Source organism: Woeseia sp. D3-10 (assembly GCF_055809415.1).
Map to the genome: position 1 here is coordinate 2,955,017 of NZ_JBVVTW010000007.1, position 17,514 is coordinate 2,972,530.

The window sequence follows — 17,514 nt, forward strand, 5'->3', positions numbered from 1 at the left end:
CGACTATGTCCAGAATTGCAAAATATCCCGTTGATCTGCCGAAAGGCGTGGAGTTCAACTTGAGCGGCACGACCGTTACCGTCAAAGGCGGTAAAGGAAGTCTGTCGATGGAACTGAACTCGGAAGTTGAGTTGGTTCAGGAAGGTAGCCAGGTTACGGCGAAGCCACGATCTGGTTCGCGTTTCGCGGTAGCCATGTCCGGCACCGTGCGCGCGCTACTGGCGAACATGACCCACGGGGTATCGGAAGGCTTTGAGAAAAAGCTGGAGTTGGTGGGTGTTGGTTATCGTGCAGCCGCGCAGGGCAAGAAACTGAACCTGACGCTTGGCTTTTCGCACCCGGTTGAATACCCGGTGCCAGAGGGCATCACCATCGAAACGCCGAGCCAGACCGAAGTATTGGTCAAAGGTGCAGACAAACAACAGGTAGGCCAGGTGGCTGCCGAGATTCGACGCTTCCGTCCGCCGGAGCCTTACAAAGGCAAGGGTGTCCGCTACGCTGATGAGCGCGTAGTGATGAAGGAAGCGAAGAAGAAATAAGGCGCTGTAAGCAGCTGTCTTTCAAAAAACGGACGAGAACGTCATGAAACTGGACAAGAAGCAAAATCGTCAGCGTCGTGCCCGCAAGGTACGCGCTCGCATCGCGGAGTTGGCTGTCAATCGCCTGACCGTGCACCGTACACCGCGGCATATTTATGCTCAGGTTATCGGGCCGGATGGCGGCACGGTACTGGCTGCCGCATCGACGGTGGAGCAGGACGTACGCAAGAATACCAAGAGCACCGGCAACACTGAGGCTGCTGCTATCGTAGGCGCGCGCATCGCAGAGAAAGCGAAGGCCGCCGGTATTGACACGGTTGCATTTGATCGCTCCGGGTTCCGCTATCACGGTCGCGTTAAAGCGCTGGCCGATGCGGCACGCGAAGCTGGACTGAAATTCTAAGAGATTAAGGATTGTTGGTAACCGCGAAGGCGGGCCGGGACAACACTATGGCAAGAAACGATCAAAATCAGAGTTCTGACGACCTTTTGGAAAAACTGGTCACCGTTAATCGCGTAGCGAAGGTGGTCAAGGGTGGTCGTCAGTTCGGTTTCACCGCGCTGACCGTGGTTGGTGATGGCAACGGCCGTGTAGGTTTCGGCTACGGCAAGGCACGCGAAGTGCCGATCGCAATTCAGAAAGCGATGCAGTCAGCCAGAAAAGACATGATCAAGGTCAACCTGAACGGCGACACGCTGCAGTACGCGAAGAAAGGCCGCCACGGTGCGACCTACGTGTACATGCAACCTGCCTCGGAAGGTACTGGCGTAATTGCCGGTGGTGCGATGCGCGCTGTATTTGAGTGCGCCGGTGTTCGCAACGTGCTTGCCAAGAGTTACGGCTCGCGCAACCCGATCAACGTAGTACGCGCAACGATCAGTGCGTTAAAAGAGATACATTCGCCGCGATCAATCGCGGCCAAACGCGGCAAGAAGGTAAAAGAGATCCTGGCCTGATATTTGGCTGCCGCTCGGATAGATTTTTAAACGGATTAGAACGATGGCGAACCCCAAGCAATTGAAAGTGACGCTCACGAAAAGCCGGTTTGGCCGGTTGAAGAGCCACAGAGCGTGTGTCGCTGGTCTAGGCCTGCGCAAGATTCGTCAGAGCGTGACCGTGTTGGATACGCCTGAGAATCGCGGGATGATCAATAAGGTTTCGTACCTCGTATCAGTTGAGGAAGTGTGACATGCGTCTGAACGACATTAGCCCGGCAAAGGGTTCCAAGCCTGTAGGCAAACGCCTGGGCCGTGGACATTCCGCAGGCCAGGGTAAGACCTCCGGCCGAGGCGTCAAAGGTCAGCACGCGCGTTCCGGCGGCTACCACAAGGTTGGCTTCGAAGGCGGCCAGATGCCTTTGCAGCGTCGTTTGCCGAAGGTTGGCTTTAACTCGCGGATGGCGGCTAATACCGCGGAGCTGCGTTTGCACGAGCTCGCGCTGGTGAAAGACGACGTCGTTGACATGGACGCGCTGAAGAAAGCAGGCCTGGTGCCGGCTCGGGTGACCAAAGTCAAAGTAATTTTGTCAGGCAAGATTGAAAAAGCAGTCAAGACTCAGGGTCTGGCTGTTACCAAAGGTGCCCGCGCTGCGATTGAAGCAGCTGGCGGCAGCATCGAAGCTTAAGCGAAGACACGAGAACTGTAATGGCCAAGAAGCCGACCACTAACAATCAGGCAGCCGCGGCGAAATCCGCAGGAAAACTGGGCGAGCTCAAGTCTCGGCTGGCATTCCTCGTGGGCGCACTGATTGTCTTCCGCGCGGGTACTTTCATACCTGTACCGGGTGTGGATCCGGCCGCACTGGCGTCGTTCTTTGATCAGCAAGCCGGCAATATGCTCGCGCTGTTCAATATGTTCTCGGGTGGTGCGCTGGCGCGCTTCGGCATTTTCGCGCTCGGCATCATGCCGTATATTTCGGCCTCGATTATCATGCAGATGGCGAGCATGATCGTGCCGTCCCTGCAGCAGCTGCGTAAAGAGGGCGAGTCCGGTAAGCGGATGATTACCCAGTACACGCGCTATGGCACGGTCGGACTGTCGATGTTCCAGTCGGTAGCTGCTGCGTCCTGGCTGCAGAGTCAACCGGGGGTCGTGGTTAACCCGGGCATGGCGTTCCTTATTACCGCGTGTATCACGCTGGTAACCGGCACGATGTTCCTGATGTGGCTCGGTGAGCAGATCACGGAACGCGGTGTGGGTAACGGTATTTCGATGATCATTCTTGCTGGTATCGTCGCGGGCTTGCCTGCTGCGGTTGCCGGAACGGCTGAGCTGGTTCGCAGCGGCCAGATGTCATCGATTACGGCTATCCTGTTATTGCTTGGCGGCATCGCGGTCACGATTTTCGTGGTCTACATGGAACGTGCGCAACGGCGCATTACTGTGAATTACGCAAGGCGGCAACAGGGGCGCAAGATGTTCGCCGCGCAAAGCACGCACTTGCCGTTCAAGATCAACATGTCGGGTGTTATTCCGCCGATTTTCGCGTCCAGTATCCTGTTATTCCCTGCCACCATCGCACAGTTCTTTGGTCAGGCGGCGGAGCCTAATGCGGCACAACGCGCATTGCAGACTCTCGGTGCCAATCTCGGACCGGGTCAGCCGATTTACGTGCTGCTGTACGGCGCGATGATTATTTTCTTCTGCTTCTTTTATACGGCGCTGGTCTTCAACTCGAAGGACACGGCGGACAATTTGAAGAAGTCAGGAGCATTTGTTCCGGGTATCCGGCCAGGTGCACAAACAGCTGAATACATTGATCGGGTGCTGACGCGCCTGACATTCTGGGGCGCCTTGTACGTTGCTGGCGTTTGCTTGTTACCGGAGATATTCCGGATGTTCTACCCGAGCATTCCGTTCAACTTTGGTGGTACGTCGCTCCTGATTTTGGTTGTCGTAACAATGGATTTCATGTCGCAGATGCAAGCTCATGCAATGAGTCATCAGTACGAGGGCATGATGCAAAAGGCCAATCTGCGGAACTACGGTCGCAGTGGTTCGGTTCGCTGATTCGTCGGCGGTATTGGGAGAGCGCTCATGAAAGTTAGAGCATCAGTTAAGAAAATGTGCAGAAACTGTAAGGTCATTCGCCGCAACGGTGTTGTACGAGTGATCTGTACGTCAGACGCTCGTCATAAGCAGCGTCAGGGCTAACAGAAAGGTAACTCAAGTGGCTCGTATAGCAGGCATAAACATACCGCTGAATAAGCACGTCGTGATCGCATTGACGTCTATTTACGGAATTGGCAGAACGCGCGCGAAGCAGATTTGCAACGCAGCGGGTGTTGCTCCCGAAACGCAAGTTAAAGACCTTGCGGAACCGGAAGTTGCAAAGATTCGTGACGCCGTTGGACATTTTGAAGTCGAGGGTGATCTTCGTCGTGAAACATCGATGAATATCAAGCGCTTGATGGATCTCGGTTGTTACCGTGGCATTCGTCATCGCCGTGGACTTCCGTTACGTGGCCAGCGTACCCGGACCAATGCGCGTACCCGTAAGGGCCCGCGTCGTCCGATCAAGCGATAAGGTTTTTTTAATTCCCGTACCGCTGCCGGCGTACGTGGCTTACAAACCGTAAGTCAGGGCTGGCGCAGGCATAGGGAAGAACAGAGCATTTATAGACATGGCAGATACGAAAACTAAGAAGAAGGTTAAAAAGCATGTGCTCGACGCAATCGCGCACATTCATGCTTCCTTCAATAACACGATCATTACGATCACCGATCGGCAGGGCAATGCGCTTTCCTGGGCGACGGCTGGTGGCTGTGGTTTTCGTGGCTCTCGTAAGTCGACACCGTTTGCTGCACAGGTAGCCTCTGAGAAGGCTGGTCGTGCTGCATTGGAATTCGGTGTGAAGAACGTCGACGTTCGAGTACGTGGGCCAGGTCCAGGTCGCGAATCCGCAGTGCGAGCTTTGAACTCGCTCGGTTTTCGCATTCAGAGCATCGAGGATGTAACCCCGATTCCGCATAACGGCTGTCGTCCGCCGAAAAAACGCCGCGTGTAGAGGCTTAGGTAATGGCAAGATATCTCGGACCAAAATGTAAACTGTCGCGCCGCGAAGGCACGGATCTGTTTCTTAAGAGCGGCATACGTCCGCTCGAGTCGAAGTGCAAGCTGGACGTCCCGCCTGGCGGCGCCGCTCAGCGTCGACCGCGCCTGTCGGACTACGGTCTGCAGCTGCGTGAGAAGCAGAAACTGCGTCGCATGTACGGTGTACTTGAGCGACAGTTCCGCAACTACTACAAGAAAGCCGCCCGTTTGAAGGGTTCGACAGGTGAAAACCTGTTGAGTCTGCTCGAAGGTCGTCTGGACAACGTCGTCTACCGGATGGGTTTTGCGTCAACACGCGCAGAAGCTCGTCAACTCGTAAGCCATAAAGGCATCGAAGTTAACGGTCAGGTGGTCAATATTCCTTCGCTGCAACTGAATGCTGGTGACACCATCGGAATTCGTGAGAAAGCGAAGAAGCAACTTCGCATCCAAAGCGCGCTCGAAATTTCCGGTCAGGTCGGTTTGCCTGATTGGGTCGATGTGGATGTGAAGAAGATGGCAGGTGTACTGAAATCGTTGCCGGCGCGGGAAGATATCCTGCCGGACATCAACGAGAACCTGGTCGTCGAGCTGTACTCGAAATAGTCAGGAGGGTAGTAACCCATGCAGGGATCTGTGAACGAATTTTGAAACCGCGCGTTGTAAAAGTCACGCCGGTGGACAAGTTGCACGCCAAAGTGACGATCGAGCCGTTTGAACGCGGTTACGGTCATACACTGGGCAATGCGCTGCGCCGAATTCTGCTCTCGTCTATGCCAGGAGCAGCAATTGTTGAAGCCGAGATTGAGGGCGTACTCCATGAGTACACCAGCATCGAGGGCGTCCAGGAGGACGTAGTCGACATTTTGCTGAACCTCAAGCAGGTCGCTGTGCAGATGCACAATCGGGAAACCGCTGAACTGCGTATCTCGAAGAAAGGCCCTGGCACGGTAACTGGCGCTGATATTCAACTCGATCATGACGTTGAAATCATGAATCCGGATATCGTGATCGCTACCCTGACGAAAGAAGGGCAGCTGAACGTGATCCTGAAAGTCGAGCGTGGCCGCGGCTACCGTCCGGCTACCCAGCGTCCGGCCTTCGAAGAACAGACTGGCCCGATTGGTCGGCTCATGCTGGATGCGTCGTTCAGCCCGGTACACCGGGTTACCTACGACGTTGAAGCGGCACGCGTTGAACAGCGTACCGACCTCGACAAGCTGATCATCGACATCGAGACCAACGGTACGATTGATCCGGAAGAAGCAATTCGCCGCGCCGGCAGCATTCTCAAAGACCAGTTGTCTGTCTTTGTTGATCTGCAGGGTCAGGAAGAAGGCACCGGTGCAACCGCTGAAAATCAGGTTGACCCGATCCTGCTGCGTCCGGTCGACGAACTTGAACTGACCGTACGTTCCGCGAACTGCCTGAAAGCCGAGAACATCATGTACATCGGTGATCTCGTTCAGCGCACAGAAGTTGAATTGCTGCGTACGCCGAACCTGGGCAAGAAGTCGCTGACAGAGATCAAGGAAGTACTGGAGGGCCACGGTTTGGGTCTCGGTATGCGCCTTGAAAGCTGGCCGCCGGCAAGCCTGCGTCCGGAGCACGACCTAGCGGTTTAAGCCCGTACGGTTGGATCATTGTTAATACAGTCGGAGCAGGTTTTCCTGCTCCTCGAAATTTGAAAGGCCCACGCCATGCGTCACAGAAAATCCGGTCGTAAACTCGGCCGCAACAGCTCTCATCGCAAAGCCATGTTTCGCAACATGGCGGCGTCGCTGCTGCGTCACGAAACGATCAAGACCACCCTGCCGAAAGCCAAAGAGCTGCGTCGGGTTGTAGAGCCGCTGATTACGCTCGCCAAGGAAGACGGCGTTGCGAATCGTCGTCTTGCGTTCGATCGACTGCGCGACAAGGAAGTTGTCGGTAAATTGTTCACGGATCTCGGTCCGCGATTCAAGGCGCGTCCTGGCGGTTACCTGCGTATTCTGAAAACCGGGCCGCGGCCGGGCGATGCGGCGCCGATGGCGATCGTACAGCTGGTCGATAAGCCGGTTACAGAGACCGGTGGCGACGAATAGTCGCTGCGACAAAAACACTTAAGAGCCGGGCATGGCCCGGCTTTTTTGTGCCTGCCGGAAACCGATGGCTGTTGCCAAATCGTGTTCGGCGCGCGCCTGCATGCCCAAGTGTTTGACATAAGAGCAGGACAAGGTGGCCCAGTAGCCTGTTCGCTGCTCCGACAACAGGCTCATACCTTGTTGAAAAAGAAAGGAAAAATCAGTTCCTGTAAACGGTGTGAATAACCGCACAGCATGCGCCGCACGCCTTCGTTACGGTTTGGACCTATTTGTTTCAAGCGACAAGGGCAGTGGCATGAGCAAGGACTTCAATGAGTGCGTGGTGTTGGGCAAGGACGCGTTTGACCCTGACGCCGTTTTTCTCGATGACATAGTCGACGACGAAGTACTGCCTTATCTCAGTCTCGCCGTCGACGGGTTGACTGATCGACTGGACGCAAGGAGCGGCAAGCTTGAGATGCGTCCGACCGATATAGCCGCCAATGATGTGATCAAGCCGTCCACCGCCTATCCGACCTCAGGTTTTGATCCGGAGCAGCTCGAGGTATACGGCTGGGAATCTTCGCTGTGGCGGAAGGTCATGGGCTACATCGGTTTCTAGTTCGCTGCCAGTATTTCTTTTCCACGCTCCCGTTGCCGGCTGTTGCAAATTGCCAGGCTGACAGCCTGAGTCAGCTGGCCACCCCGCCCAAGAGCTGAGCACGAGCAATGGAGACGGTATGCTGACCCGGAAAATTGGGTAGACTCTGCTCGTGGACGAATCCAACCCTTTCAGAAACAAGACGGTCATCATCACCGGTGGCTCGGCCGGCGTTGGCGCGGCTGTCGCCCGCCGCCTTGCGAAGCTTGGCGCGAATCTTGTGCTGGTTGCGAGAAACAAAAAAAACCTCGAGGTCATCGCGGAGGAACTGCGCCCGCAAACACGGGTGTTGCTTGTTGCGATGGACGTCTGCGATCCGGATGCCTGCGTTAATTTGTTCAAGAAAGCCGAGTACGAGTTCGAGTCGATTCACTTCCTGATCAACAATGCCGGCTACCACGCACGCGGGCCCTTGCTTCGGCAGACCCCGGATGACCTCGCGCAGATGATCGATGTGAATATCAAAGCACCGATTCTGCTGTGCCGCGCCGCCATTCCTTATCTTGAGAAGGCAGGTGGCGGCGCTATCGTAAACGTTGCGTCGCTTGCGGGTCGATTGCCATTGGCCAACGCCGCAACTTATTCGGCCAGCAAGTTTGCTTTGCGTGCATTTACATTTGGGCTTGGCGAGGAGTTGGCAGGAACCGGGATCAAGGTCGCGGCGGTGTCGCCCGGTCCTATCGATACCGGTTTTATTATGGACAACATCGACAATGTCGCCGACATCACCTTTTCACAGCCGCTAAGTACCGCGGATGAAGTGGCTGTCGAGATTCTGAAGCTCGCCGTTAATGACAAGCGCGAGCGATCCATGCCGCCGGCCAGCGGCTTGCTGACCCACGTTAATTACCTGTTCCCCGGTCTGGCCCGTCTGTTGCGGCCGTTGATGGAGCGCCGCGGCCGAGCCGTGAAGCGACAACTCAAAGAACAGATGCGGGCGAAAGCCGACAACGACTGAATACGCAATGCTCTTCAGCAAGGCGAAAGAATCCAACGGAGTACCCCATGGTTGAAAAGCTAAGTGATACGGATATTCATGCGCGGCTGCGTGACCTGCCTGGCTGGTCGTTGCATGACGGAAAGTTAACTCGGGAATTTCACTTCGCCAACTTTGTTGAGGCGTTTGGCTTCATGACCCGGGTTGCAATGGTGGCGGAGAAATCCAACCATCATCCCGAATGGTTCAACGTGTACAACAAGGTCAGGGTGCAGCTGACGACGCACGAGGCCAAAGGCATTTCCGAACGCGACTTTGCCCTTGCGGCAACGATGGACGAGCTTGCTCCGTAGCCGCGGACGCAGGTAACAGCCCGCGACCTGGGTACCAGCTGTCTTTGGGTTGCTAGCAAGCGCAGGGCTAATCTAAGACCAGCGAACGCGTCACGGGTCAGGTTTTCTGCGCCGTCGGCAAGTACCCGTACGTTGTCTTCAATGCGAATGCCACCGAACTTCTGCAGCCATTCGACTCGTTCCTGATTAACCATTTTGTGCGCCGGCGTGCCGACGAGGTTCTGCTGCAACATGTCAATGGCGTACAAGCCGGGTTCAATCGTCAGAACCTGATCGACTTCCAGTGTGCGGGTAAGGCGCAGGAACGGGTGGCCGCTGGGGCGGTCAATGGTATTGCCGTGCTCGTCGGCCATGAAGCCGCCGACATCGTGAACCTGCAGGCCGAGAAAATGCCCGAGTCCGTGCGGATAGAACGCGGACGTGACGCCACTTTCTATTAATGCCTCGACACTGCCGGTCGCGAAATTCAGTTCCGTGAGCAGCGCCGCAATTCGTCGATGCGTCTCGATATGGAGCTGGGCATAGTTGACGCCGGCACGTACCTCGGCAACGAGACCTTGCTGAAGCTCGTCCATGCGGCCGATCAGATCGGCGAATTCTTCATCCGCATAGGCGTAGGTACGTGTGATGTCGGAGGCATATCCATTAACGGTGGCCCCCGCGTCTATCAAGAACGAATGCAGTTCTTTGGGCACTTCGCGTGACTGGTGCTGGTAGTGCAGTACCGCGCCGTTTTCATTCAGTGCAATGATGTTGCCGTAGGGCAGCTCCCGTTCGGTGTGGGAAACGGCCCGGCAGTAATCGAGATGAATGTCGAACTCGGATTTGCCGGCACGAAATGCACGTTCTGCAGCACGATGCCCGCGCGCACCGCGGCGGGATGCGGCACGCAGGCAATCGAGTTCATAGGCGGTTTTACAGGCGCGTGAGTAATGCAGGTGATTCAGCGCCGACGTTGGGTTAACCCGTTCGATATTCTGGGCCTGACTGGCCTCGCCGATTTCGCCAATGAGTATGCACTTCTGGCGCGCAAGCGGCAGGTGCTTGCCGATGTCATCCAGGTCATGAACGATGCGGATGTCGAAGTGCTCGGTCCAGTAGCCCTGCGGTGCGGCAGGTGGCGTATGCCAGTAGTCTTTTTCCTGGTAGTAAATCAGCACCGGCTTTTCCCCGGGCGTGTACACGAGGTAGCAGTAGGGCGTTGCCGCCAACGGCAACCAGGAAGCGAAATGCGGGTTAACGGCAAACGGGTAGGTGTAGTCGTCGAGGAAGCGCAGCTTCGGCGCGCCTGAAAAAATGACCGCGTGACTGCCGCCGGAAACGTCCAGTGCAAGGTCGTGCCGACGCGCGAGTTCCTGAACATGCCCCGCATAGTGGGTCGCCATCCGGGTACTATTGGTTTCGTTGGTATCCATGTGCCGAATCATACCCGCAGGTATGGCAGTTTGCGCGGTCGTCTCAGCCCGGAAGGTGGGTTCGCGGCGTGCCCTGGGGGCGGCGCGCGGGCAGTTTCAATCCCCGGTCAATCTAGGCATCATTCAGGCCTCCTTCGAAGACTGTTAGTGCGGGCGGGTCTCAACGAACGATCGCCGGGCTGACTTGAAACGGAGTCCGGTAATGAACCGTTTAACGTTGCTAGCAGGAATCCTGATCATGAGTACGGCGTCGCACGGATTCGATCGCACGAGTGGCGCACCTTTCGCGTCCCGCTCCGAGGTTATTGCGCCTCACGGCATGGCGGCGACGAGCCAGCCGTTGGCAACGCAGGTTGCGTTGGACGTGCTCAAGGCAGGCGGTAGTGCAATCGACGCGGCCATTGCGGCCAACGCGGTGCTCGGTCTGGTTGAGCCAGACTGGTTGCGGAATCGGCGGAGACCTGTTCGCGATCGTTTGGGATGCGGAGCACCGCGAGCTGACCGGCTTGAACGCGTCAGGGCGATCACCACAGAGTCTGGGCATCGAGCACTTTCGGGATCAGGGCTTATCCGGCGTGCCGTACCTTGGCCCGTTGTCGGTGAGTGTGCCGGGTGCGGTGGACGGCTGGTACGCATTGCACGGCCGTTATGGACGTTTGCCGATGGCGAAGTTGCTCGAGCCAGCAATTGCCTACGCCGAAGACGGCTTTCCGGTTACCGAGGTGATCGCCAGCCTGTGGGCGGACGGCGTCAAGAGCAGAGCAGAGTACCCGGGTGTTGCCGAGACCTTCATGCCCAACGGGCGGGCGCCGGCCAAGGGCGAGGTGTTCCGCAACCCGCGATTGGCTGCGACGTACCGGCAGATCGCCGAGGGTGGCCGTGACGCGTTCTACAAAGGTGACATTGCCCGCAAGATCGGCTCGTACATGCAGAAGCACGGCGGCTTTTTGAGTTATGAAGACCTGGCCGCCCACGAGTCGGACTGGGTTACGCCGGTCTCCACGAACTACCGCGGATATGACGTTTTCGAATTGCCGCCGAACGGGCAGGGCATTGCGGCACTGCAGTTGCTGAATATTCTGGAAGGCTACGACCTCGCCGCAATGGGTTTCGGCAGCGCCGAGTACGTACACACGTTTGTAGAAGCGAAAAAGCTGGTGTACGAAGACCGTGCGAAGTTTTACGCGGACCCGGCATTCTACAATACACCTGTTGAACAACTGTTGTCGAAACAATACGCGGCCGAGCGGCGCAAACTGATTGCGGCGGATAAAGCGGCAAGCACTTATCCGGCCGGCGATATCGCGATTGAACATGGCGATACAATTTACCTGTCGGTGGCTGACAGTGACGGCAACATGGTGTCACTGATACAGAGCAACTATGCAGGCCTGGGTTCGGGCATGGCGCCGGGAGACCTTGGCTTCATGTTGCAGAACCGCGGTGCGTTGTTCAGCCTGGACCCGCAGCATGCAAACGTTTATGAACCTGGCAAACGGCCGTTCCATACAATTATTCCAGCGTTCGTGATGAAAGACGGTGAGCCGTTCATGACCTTGGGTGTAATGGGTGGTTCGATCCAGCCGCAGGGGCACGCGCAGATACTGATTAACATGATCGACTTCGGTATGAACCTGCAGGAAGCTGGAGACGCGGCACGTATCCGGCACACGGGATCGTCACAGCCGACGGACAGCGTCATGACTGACGGTGGGCGTGTCTACCTGGAAAGCGGGATTGGCGAAGCAACACGGCACAAACTGCGAAAATTTGGGCATGACGTTACGGACCGCCAGGGCGACTTCGGCGGGTATCAGGCGATCATGTGGGATGCAAAGGAGCGCGTGTACTATGGCGCATCGGAATCACGTAAAGACGGACAGGCAGCTGGCTACTAATTTATGACTCAGGACATTTACCTCACCGGCATTACCACAACCGGCACACCGCACATCGGCAACTACGTCGGTGCGATACGACCGGGCATTGCGGCAAGCAAAGATCCGTCGAAGCAGAATTACTATTTCCTCGCCGACATGCACGCGCTGGCGAAAGCCGAAGATCCGGAGAAAATCGCCCGCTCTACGCTGGAGATTGCGGCGTCCTGGCTGGCACTCGGGTTGGATACATCGAATGCGGTTTTTTATCGGCAATCGGATATCCCTGAGATTCCGCAGCTAAGCTGGATGCTGACCTGCATGACGGCCAAGGGCTTGATGAACCGCGCGCACTCCTACAAAGCAGCGGTACAGGCAAACGAAGAGAACGGCAGCAACGACCCGGACAAGGGCGTAACAATGGCGCTCTACAGCTACCCGATTCTGATGGCGGCGGATATCCTGATGTTCAAGTCGACCAAGGTTCCGGTCGGCCGTGATCAAAAACAACACGTGGAGATGGCCCGCGATATCGCGGGTCGCTTCAATCATCATTACGGCGAAACGTTCGTGTTACCGGAGGCGGTGATAGACGACAACACGGCGACCTTGGCCGGGCTTGACGGTCGCAAGATGAGCAAGAGTTATAACAATACGATTCCACTATTCGCGGAAGAGAAGAAGCTCAGAAAGCTGATCATGAAGATCAAGACGAACAGTCTTGAGCCCGGTGAGCCGAAAGAGACCGAAGGTTCTACGTTGTTCGAAATCTACAATGCGTTTGCCTCCAGCAGCGAAGTCAGCGAAGTAGAAACGTTGTATGCGAACGGCATAGCCTGGGGCGAGATGAAGCAGAAACTGTTCGAATACATTAACGAGCACATCAAGCCGGCGCGCGAAGAGTATCAACGACTCATAGACGACCCGGCGGTTATAGAGCAGGAACTTCAGAAAGGGGCGGAGCGTGCACGTGAACTGTCGGTGCCGTACCTGGAGCAGATTCGCCATGCGGTCGGCATACGCAAACTCGGTTGATATGCACGGCGTAGTTCGGCCGGGCTATCGAGACGTTGGGTAGGCCGAAACATCGGCGAGGATAGAACCCAGTAAATCAGCAGGACTGCGCACGGCACGGCCGCCGCGCTTCAATACGTGTGTGTACACCATGGTAGTTTTGACGCTCGCATGGCCGAGCAACTCCTGCACTGTGCGAATATCGTAACCGACCTCGATGAGGTGAGTGGCAAACGAATGCCGAAAGGTATGGCAACTGACGCGCTTGTTCAGGTCAACGTTCTGCACGGCAATTTTAACCGCTCGGGTCAATACAGACGGGTGCAGGTGATGACGCCGGTGCCCGTTGTTGGAAGTGATGAACGCGTAACGGCTTGCCGGAAACAGGAACTGCCATTTCCATTCACGCGATGCAGACGTGTACTTGCGTTGAATCGCGGATGGTAACGACACACCCGGCATGTCGCGATCAAGGTCCTGTTGATGCACGCTGCGCAACCATTCCAGGTGCCGTCGCAGATGCGGAACGAGTGTCTCGGGTAACATGGTGCGGCGGTCTTTCGCGCCCTTGCCATCGCGCACCGTAATCTGCAGGTACTCAAAATCGAGGTCCTGTACCCGTAAGCGCAGACACTCGGTTTGCCGCAAGCCACTGCCGTACAACAGGCTGGCCATTAGCCAATGCCGCCCCGTCATCGCTTGCAAGATACGCGCGACTTCCGTCTGCGACAGAACAATGGGAACCCGCACTGGCCGACGCGCCCGGACCATCTCGTCCATCCACGGCAGTTCAATCGAAAGGACTTTCTTGTAGAGGAAAAGAATAGAGCTAAGTGCTTGATTTTGCGTGGAAGCAGCCACGTGACCGTGCGTTGCCAGATGGCTCAGAAACGCCTGGATTTCGTCGGCCCCCATCTGCCGGGGGTGCCGGTTGCCGTTAAAGGCGATGTAACGGCGTATCCATTTCAGATAGGATTCTTCAGTCCGGTAGCTATAGTGGTGGACCCGAAGCGTGTCTCGAACAGCATCCAGCAGCATCCGTGCCATCGCAATTTCTTCATCCCTTTTATATGCAACATATCAATCCGTACCTGTAAGCTAATCAGAAACTTGCACAGCCTCTCCACCCGACAAATTGAGTTTTTCATGCATTTACACAACGCATTTTTACTCACTACTTATAGTTAGGCCGCAGCAGAAGAATCGAAGGATCCGAAAGTCCGCTATGCACTCAGCAGCAGTCGTCGAAGGTTCTAGATTCAGACTGGTCACAGGTGTTCATGTAGATGATCGAAGATTCAAATCAACTCGGCACCTTCTTGGCGTCGAAAGCAACCGACTATGATATGCGGCTCGGCTTTGACACGCACTTTGACGCCAGTAATTGGGTATTGTCGTGGTGGCGTGGTGCGGTGCTGCATCGGCTAGATTTTCAACCGTTGGAAAACGACCAACTAACCGTCACCTATTACAAAGAAAATTACCCTTTTTTGCCGCGCTTCCTGCGATGGGCTCATGATTCAATTCCCTACTTTCCCTTTCTCGCCAGAATCGAAATGGAGTACCGTGGAATCTGCGGCATTCCCAATACCAGAGGCGCGGATCGAAGGCCTTGTTTCCGGCTGCAAAGTGGAAAAGAATGGGTAACCATTTTCTGTTCTTGGATAATAGGAGTCCGACACCATGCGGAAACTCTGTCATATGAACGGCCATATTGTGAGGACAGAAACGTTCGGCTCGCCGCACGGTGCGGCCTAACAATGCGCTGCACCCGTCACTTGACCCATCCCGCCTTGCGCTGCCGCTCCAGGCGGTCTGCGTCAAGCGCGGGTGAGCTTAGTCGTTAGGCCGCAGCATCAACCCTTGCGTAAGATCATGTCATACGCGTTCACAAGAATGGTTTCCGAATTATTCCTATGACTATCGTCAAAGCTAAACATGCCGCACGCTGTCCCAAGTGCGGCTCGTCTAGAGTGCTAAAGGCACGTCTTGGGTACGCCGTAGAACGTATTAGACCCCGGTGTGAATCTTGTGGCTTTACATTGCTTAGGACGGACGGGAAAATTGCTCTGGAGAGCTTGGGTACTTTTATGGTGCTAGTCTCGCTCGCCCTCATCGCGAGCAATGCGCTTCCGGAATACGTACTGTGGCTCGTCGGTGCTGCAGTGTCGGGCGGACTCCTGTTGTTGTATTCTTATAGTCTTCCGGACTCTAACAATATCGATGAGTCTGGTGTACACGCGGTCGGCTCGAAGTTCATCGGATATAGTCACTATCTATGTATCTTGTTTGTCCTGGTAATTCTGGTTTCCTAAACCGATGGCTCACGGTGCCAAGGGAGTAAACGTTGCGATATATCGCGCATAGCATTCGGTTTGCTTCTCTACACGGTGCAGCCTAACAATGCGCTGCACCCGTCACTTGACTCAGTCCGCCTTGCGCTGTCGCTCCAGGCGAACTGCGTCAAGTGCGGGTGAGCTTAGTCGTTAGGCCGCAGCAGAAGCAATATCGTTTCCGAGTATCAGCTATGTATCCGAAAGTACGTGTTCCCTAGAGCTAGGTTTGGTCGGTTGTTGCTGGCAACTTTCGGTAGTCTAAGCAGCTATTCCGCTCAACTCTAATGACAAATCAATTGAGCATTTCGGCGTTCAAATTACGAGGAAGGCTTCTTGTCGAGATTCCACCAGAGCGCTATCGTCTGTCTCGTGGAAAGAACACTCCGCCCTTGCCCGGAGACATAGTAGGACTAGATCAAGGCTTCACAGATACAGACGGTCAACCTATGACTTTAGTCTATGGATTCGATAGCGCTGGAAAGGGGGCATACGAGGCTGAGCTCTACGATTCGGAGTTCGAATCAACTGTCAGCGATTAGTTCAAGGGCAGTAGGTTTCTGTCCAAATTGAGGCGCATAGTTTGCTGAAAACCTTAATTATCAAACGGCCATTTTTCTTAAGCAGCTGTTCGGCTCATCGCACGGTGCGGCCTAACAATGCGCTGCACCCGTCACTTGACCCAGCCCGCCTTGCGCTGCCGCTCCAGGCGGTCTGCGTCAAGCGCCGGTGAGCTTAGTCGTTAGGCGGCACGAGACATGGCAGCGCATGAGTTCTGGGAAGTGGCTCGACGTCGCCGCAATCATTTCTTCTTGACATGGGTAGGCTGGCTCGTTGTAGGTTTCCCGCTTTGGGGCCTTTGGTCATTGATCCTGCCGTCAGAGAATCCGATGGTTGCCGGTACTGCTGCATTACTTACTTGGGGAGTCTTCTGGTGGTGGGTACAGTCGCGACTTACCAACTTGGCGTGCTACTCGTGTGGTCGGCGCGCGTTCAGTCACCCCTATTTCTTCATGCGGCATGCCAAATGCCAATATTGTGGAGTCTCTTTCAGCAAGGATCTGGAGTAGTCGTGACATTGCAGGCATTCTTCAGCAACCCGATGGAGGAGCGCTGTGCCGTCTAACATTGCGCTGCACCCGTCACTTGACTCAGCCCGCCTTGCGCTGTCGCTCCAGGCGACCTGCGTCAAGTGCGTGTGAGCTTAGTCGTTAGGCCGCAGCAGAAACTATGTCGCATCCGAGTGTCTGCTATGTACCCGAAAGTTAACGTTCGCTAGGATTAGTTTTGGTCTGCTGCTATTGACCCTTTTCAGCCGGTCGCAATTTCTCATCGGATACGAGATTCCGAGTCCGCGATCCACAGTAAACCTTAGTTAGGAATCGCATGGGGCCATCCTGTCCACAGTGCAAGAAGTCAAATTTTTCATACCGCGAATTGCTTTCGGTCCATCCGTATCCGGTTGAGTTCAGCCCGGCTCAAATTACTTGTCCTTCTTGTGGTGAGGCATTACGTGTCACCGCGAAGTCTCGACTGGTGGCTATAACTCTATTTCTGGTTTTCGCGATAGTCCCAGTCTTTCTGCTCGCTAGGGCGGGACTCGATCTTTCGAAGTGGCAGATTATTCCCTTCGTATTGGCTTTCTTGGCGATCTACAACTTAGCGGTCTGGCCGCACATTGTCCGCCTGAAGCCGTGGACTGAATGGCAATACTGGCTTCCAAAGAGTCGTTTGGTTGGATATGCACTGTATCTGTTGCTGCCGATTGCAACAATCGCATTGCTAATATACTTGGCAGCCCGATTTGGGCTGGGGATGTGAGCTGCTTTGACCGTCCAGTTTTGGCCGATAGAGGACCCACAGAATACTGAAAATCTTGTTTTCAAGCGACCGCTCTACGCGATGGCAGCCATTGGGCTCATCGCACGGTGCGGCCTAACAATGCGCTGCACCCGTCACTTGACTCAGCCCGCCTTGCGCTGCCGCTCCAGGCGGCCTGCGTCAAGTGCGTGTGAGCTTAGACGTTAGGCTGCAGTCAGCTTAATGCAAGTGTATAAACGTAGTCATGGCTCAATACGGATGGTTCTATTTAGTCGGTTTGGCTGCAATCGTACTGTTCTGGGTACTTTTCGTCGCTCCCGCCGAACGCGCGCATGCCAAGCGCCGCCTTAAGCTCGTTCAGAAGCGAATTCTGAAGAAAGAGGACGAGGCGAAGAAGCGAAAAGAAGTAGAAGAGAAAGTTGACAAGCAACGAGTAGCGCGTCGCACGTTTCGAAAACGGATGCATA

Annotated in this window: 16 protein-coding genes and 3 pseudogenes; 17 read left to right on the plus strand and 2 right to left on the minus strand. The window is 55.5% G+C overall.

The window, feature by feature from the left end; all coding sequences use genetic code 11:
* The first annotated feature begins 5 nt into the window (after positions 1-5).
* The 15 genes and pseudogenes from rplF to AC0L8N_RS13560 all read left to right on the plus strand — a co-directional run.
* The gene (gene rplF / locus AC0L8N_RS13490) at positions 6-539 is read left to right on the plus strand and encodes a 50S ribosomal protein L6 (RefSeq protein ID WP_473668192.1); all 534 of its coding nucleotides are present in this window, start codon (positions 6-8) and stop codon (positions 537-539) included.
* A gap of 49 nt (positions 540-588) precedes the next feature.
* Positions 589-942 carry a 50S ribosomal protein L18 gene (gene rplR, locus AC0L8N_RS13495; RefSeq protein WP_473670159.1) on the plus strand — a complete coding sequence of 118 codons (354 nt, stop codon included), beginning with the start codon at positions 589-591 and terminating at the stop codon, positions 940-942.
* A gap of 47 nt (positions 943-989) precedes the next feature.
* Positions 990-1,496: a 30S ribosomal protein S5 gene (gene rpsE, locus AC0L8N_RS13500; protein WP_473668193.1), complete on the plus strand. Its 507-nt coding sequence runs from the start codon at positions 990-992 to the stop codon at positions 1,494-1,496.
* Between the two features lie 43 nt (positions 1,497-1,539).
* Positions 1,540-1,728, plus strand: coding sequence for a 50S ribosomal protein L30 (gene rpmD, locus AC0L8N_RS13505; RefSeq protein ID WP_068613668.1), 189 nt, complete (start codon positions 1,540-1,542; stop codon positions 1,726-1,728).
* Position 1,729: 1 nt separating this feature from the next.
* A complete protein-coding gene (gene rplO, locus AC0L8N_RS13510; protein ID WP_473668194.1) occupies positions 1,730-2,164 on the plus strand; it encodes a 50S ribosomal protein L15 in 435 nt (144 codons plus the stop codon).
* A gap of 20 nt (positions 2,165-2,184) precedes the next feature.
* Positions 2,185-3,549, plus strand: coding sequence for a preprotein translocase subunit SecY (gene secY, locus AC0L8N_RS13515; RefSeq protein ID WP_473668195.1), 1,365 nt, complete (start codon positions 2,185-2,187; stop codon positions 3,547-3,549).
* Positions 3,550-3,576: 27 nt separating this feature from the next.
* Positions 3,577-3,693, plus strand: coding sequence for a 50S ribosomal protein L36 (gene rpmJ / locus AC0L8N_RS13520; protein WP_082989877.1), 117 nt, complete (start codon positions 3,577-3,579; stop codon positions 3,691-3,693).
* A 16-nt stretch (positions 3,694-3,709) separates the two neighbouring features.
* Positions 3,710-4,066, plus strand: coding sequence for a 30S ribosomal protein S13 (rpsM, locus tag AC0L8N_RS13525; protein ID WP_068613676.1), 357 nt, complete (start codon positions 3,710-3,712; stop codon positions 4,064-4,066).
* Positions 4,067-4,163: 97 nt separating this feature from the next.
* The gene (gene rpsK, locus AC0L8N_RS13530) at positions 4,164-4,547 is read left to right on the plus strand and encodes a 30S ribosomal protein S11 (protein WP_068613679.1); all 384 of its coding nucleotides are present in this window, start codon (positions 4,164-4,166) and stop codon (positions 4,545-4,547) included.
* Positions 4,548-4,558: 11 nt separating this feature from the next.
* Positions 4,559-5,179 (plus strand): 30S ribosomal protein S4, encoded by a 621-nt coding sequence (rpsD, locus tag AC0L8N_RS13535; RefSeq protein ID WP_473668197.1) that lies wholly within the window; start codon positions 4,559-4,561, stop codon positions 5,177-5,179.
* 18 nt (positions 5,180-5,197) lie between these two features.
* Positions 5,198-6,198 (plus strand): annotated as a pseudogene (locus AC0L8N_RS13540) (DNA-directed RNA polymerase subunit alpha).
* A 75-nt stretch (positions 6,199-6,273) separates the two neighbouring features.
* Positions 6,274-6,657, plus strand: a complete 384-nt coding sequence (rplQ, locus tag AC0L8N_RS13545; RefSeq protein ID WP_473668198.1) for a 50S ribosomal protein L17 — start codon at positions 6,274-6,276, stop codon at positions 6,655-6,657.
* A 295-nt stretch (positions 6,658-6,952) separates the two neighbouring features.
* Positions 6,953-7,258, plus strand: coding sequence for a hypothetical protein (locus AC0L8N_RS13550; protein ID WP_473668199.1), 306 nt, complete (start codon positions 6,953-6,955; stop codon positions 7,256-7,258).
* Between the two features lie 151 nt (positions 7,259-7,409).
* The gene (locus tag AC0L8N_RS13555) at positions 7,410-8,255 is read left to right on the plus strand and encodes an SDR family NAD(P)-dependent oxidoreductase (protein WP_473668200.1); all 846 of its coding nucleotides are present in this window, start codon (positions 7,410-7,412) and stop codon (positions 8,253-8,255) included.
* Positions 8,256-8,302: 47 nt separating this feature from the next.
* Positions 8,303-8,521: pseudogene (locus tag AC0L8N_RS13560) on the plus strand (4a-hydroxytetrahydrobiopterin dehydratase); the annotation flags it as partial.
* Here AC0L8N_RS13560 and pepQ read toward each other — a convergent pair.
* Positions 8,467-10,002 (minus strand): Xaa-Pro dipeptidase, encoded by a 1,536-nt coding sequence (gene pepQ / locus AC0L8N_RS13565; protein ID WP_473668202.1) that lies wholly within the window; start codon positions 10,000-10,002, stop codon positions 8,467-8,469. The pseudogene AC0L8N_RS13560 and the gene pepQ sit on opposite strands and share 55 nt — an antisense overlap.
* A 184-nt stretch (positions 10,003-10,186) precedes the next feature.
* Between pepQ and ggt the strand changes: the two are divergent.
* Positions 10,187-11,900: pseudogene (ggt, locus tag AC0L8N_RS13570) on the plus strand (gamma-glutamyltransferase).
* Positions 11,901-11,903: 3 nt separating this feature from the next.
* Positions 11,904-12,914: a tryptophan--tRNA ligase gene (gene trpS, locus AC0L8N_RS13575; protein ID WP_473668203.1), complete on the plus strand. Its 1,011-nt coding sequence runs from the start codon at positions 11,904-11,906 to the stop codon at positions 12,912-12,914.
* 24 nt (positions 12,915-12,938) lie between these two features.
* On the opposite strand, the gene AC0L8N_RS13580 is transcribed toward trpS, so the two are convergent.
* Positions 12,939-13,940, minus strand: a complete 1,002-nt coding sequence (locus AC0L8N_RS13580) for an integron integrase (protein WP_473668204.1) — start codon at positions 13,938-13,940, stop codon at positions 12,939-12,941.
* Positions 13,941-17,514 lie beyond the last annotated feature (3,574 nt).

What these genes read in the sequence shown, in the direction of transcription:
- rplF (WP_473668192.1), top strand. Translation starts at nt 6, where the DNA reads ATGTCCAGAATTGCAAAATATCCCGTTGATCTGCCGAAAGGCGTGGAG.
- rpsE (WP_473668193.1), top strand. Translation starts at nt 990, where the DNA reads ATGGCAAGAAACGATCAAAATCAGAGTTCTGACGACCTTTTGGAAAAA.
- rpmD (WP_068613668.1), top strand. Translation starts at nt 1,540, where the DNA reads ATGGCGAACCCCAAGCAATTGAAAGTGACGCTCACGAAAAGCCGGTTT.
- rplO (WP_473668194.1), top strand. Translation starts at nt 1,730, where the DNA reads ATGCGTCTGAACGACATTAGCCCGGCAAAGGGTTCCAAGCCTGTAGGC.
- secY (WP_473668195.1), top strand. Translation starts at nt 2,185, where the DNA reads ATGGCCAAGAAGCCGACCACTAACAATCAGGCAGCCGCGGCGAAATCC.
- rpmJ (WP_082989877.1), top strand. Translation starts at nt 3,577, where the DNA reads ATGAAAGTTAGAGCATCAGTTAAGAAAATGTGCAGAAACTGTAAGGTC.
- rpsK (WP_068613679.1), top strand. Translation starts at nt 4,164, where the DNA reads ATGGCAGATACGAAAACTAAGAAGAAGGTTAAAAAGCATGTGCTCGAC.
- rpsD (WP_473668197.1), top strand. Translation starts at nt 4,559, where the DNA reads ATGGCAAGATATCTCGGACCAAAATGTAAACTGTCGCGCCGCGAAGGC.
- rplQ (WP_473668198.1), top strand. Translation starts at nt 6,274, where the DNA reads ATGCGTCACAGAAAATCCGGTCGTAAACTCGGCCGCAACAGCTCTCAT.
- AC0L8N_RS13550 (WP_473668199.1), top strand. Translation starts at nt 6,953, where the DNA reads ATGAGCAAGGACTTCAATGAGTGCGTGGTGTTGGGCAAGGACGCGTTT.
- pepQ (WP_473668202.1), bottom strand. Translation starts at nt 10,002, where the DNA reads ATGGATACCAACGAAACCAATAGTACCCGGATGGCGACCCACTATGCG.
- trpS (WP_473668203.1), top strand. Translation starts at nt 11,904, where the DNA reads ATGACTCAGGACATTTACCTCACCGGCATTACCACAACCGGCACACCG.
- AC0L8N_RS13580 (WP_473668204.1), bottom strand. Translation starts at nt 13,940, where the DNA reads ATGGCACGGATGCTGCTGGATGCTGTTCGAGACACGCTTCGGGTCCAC.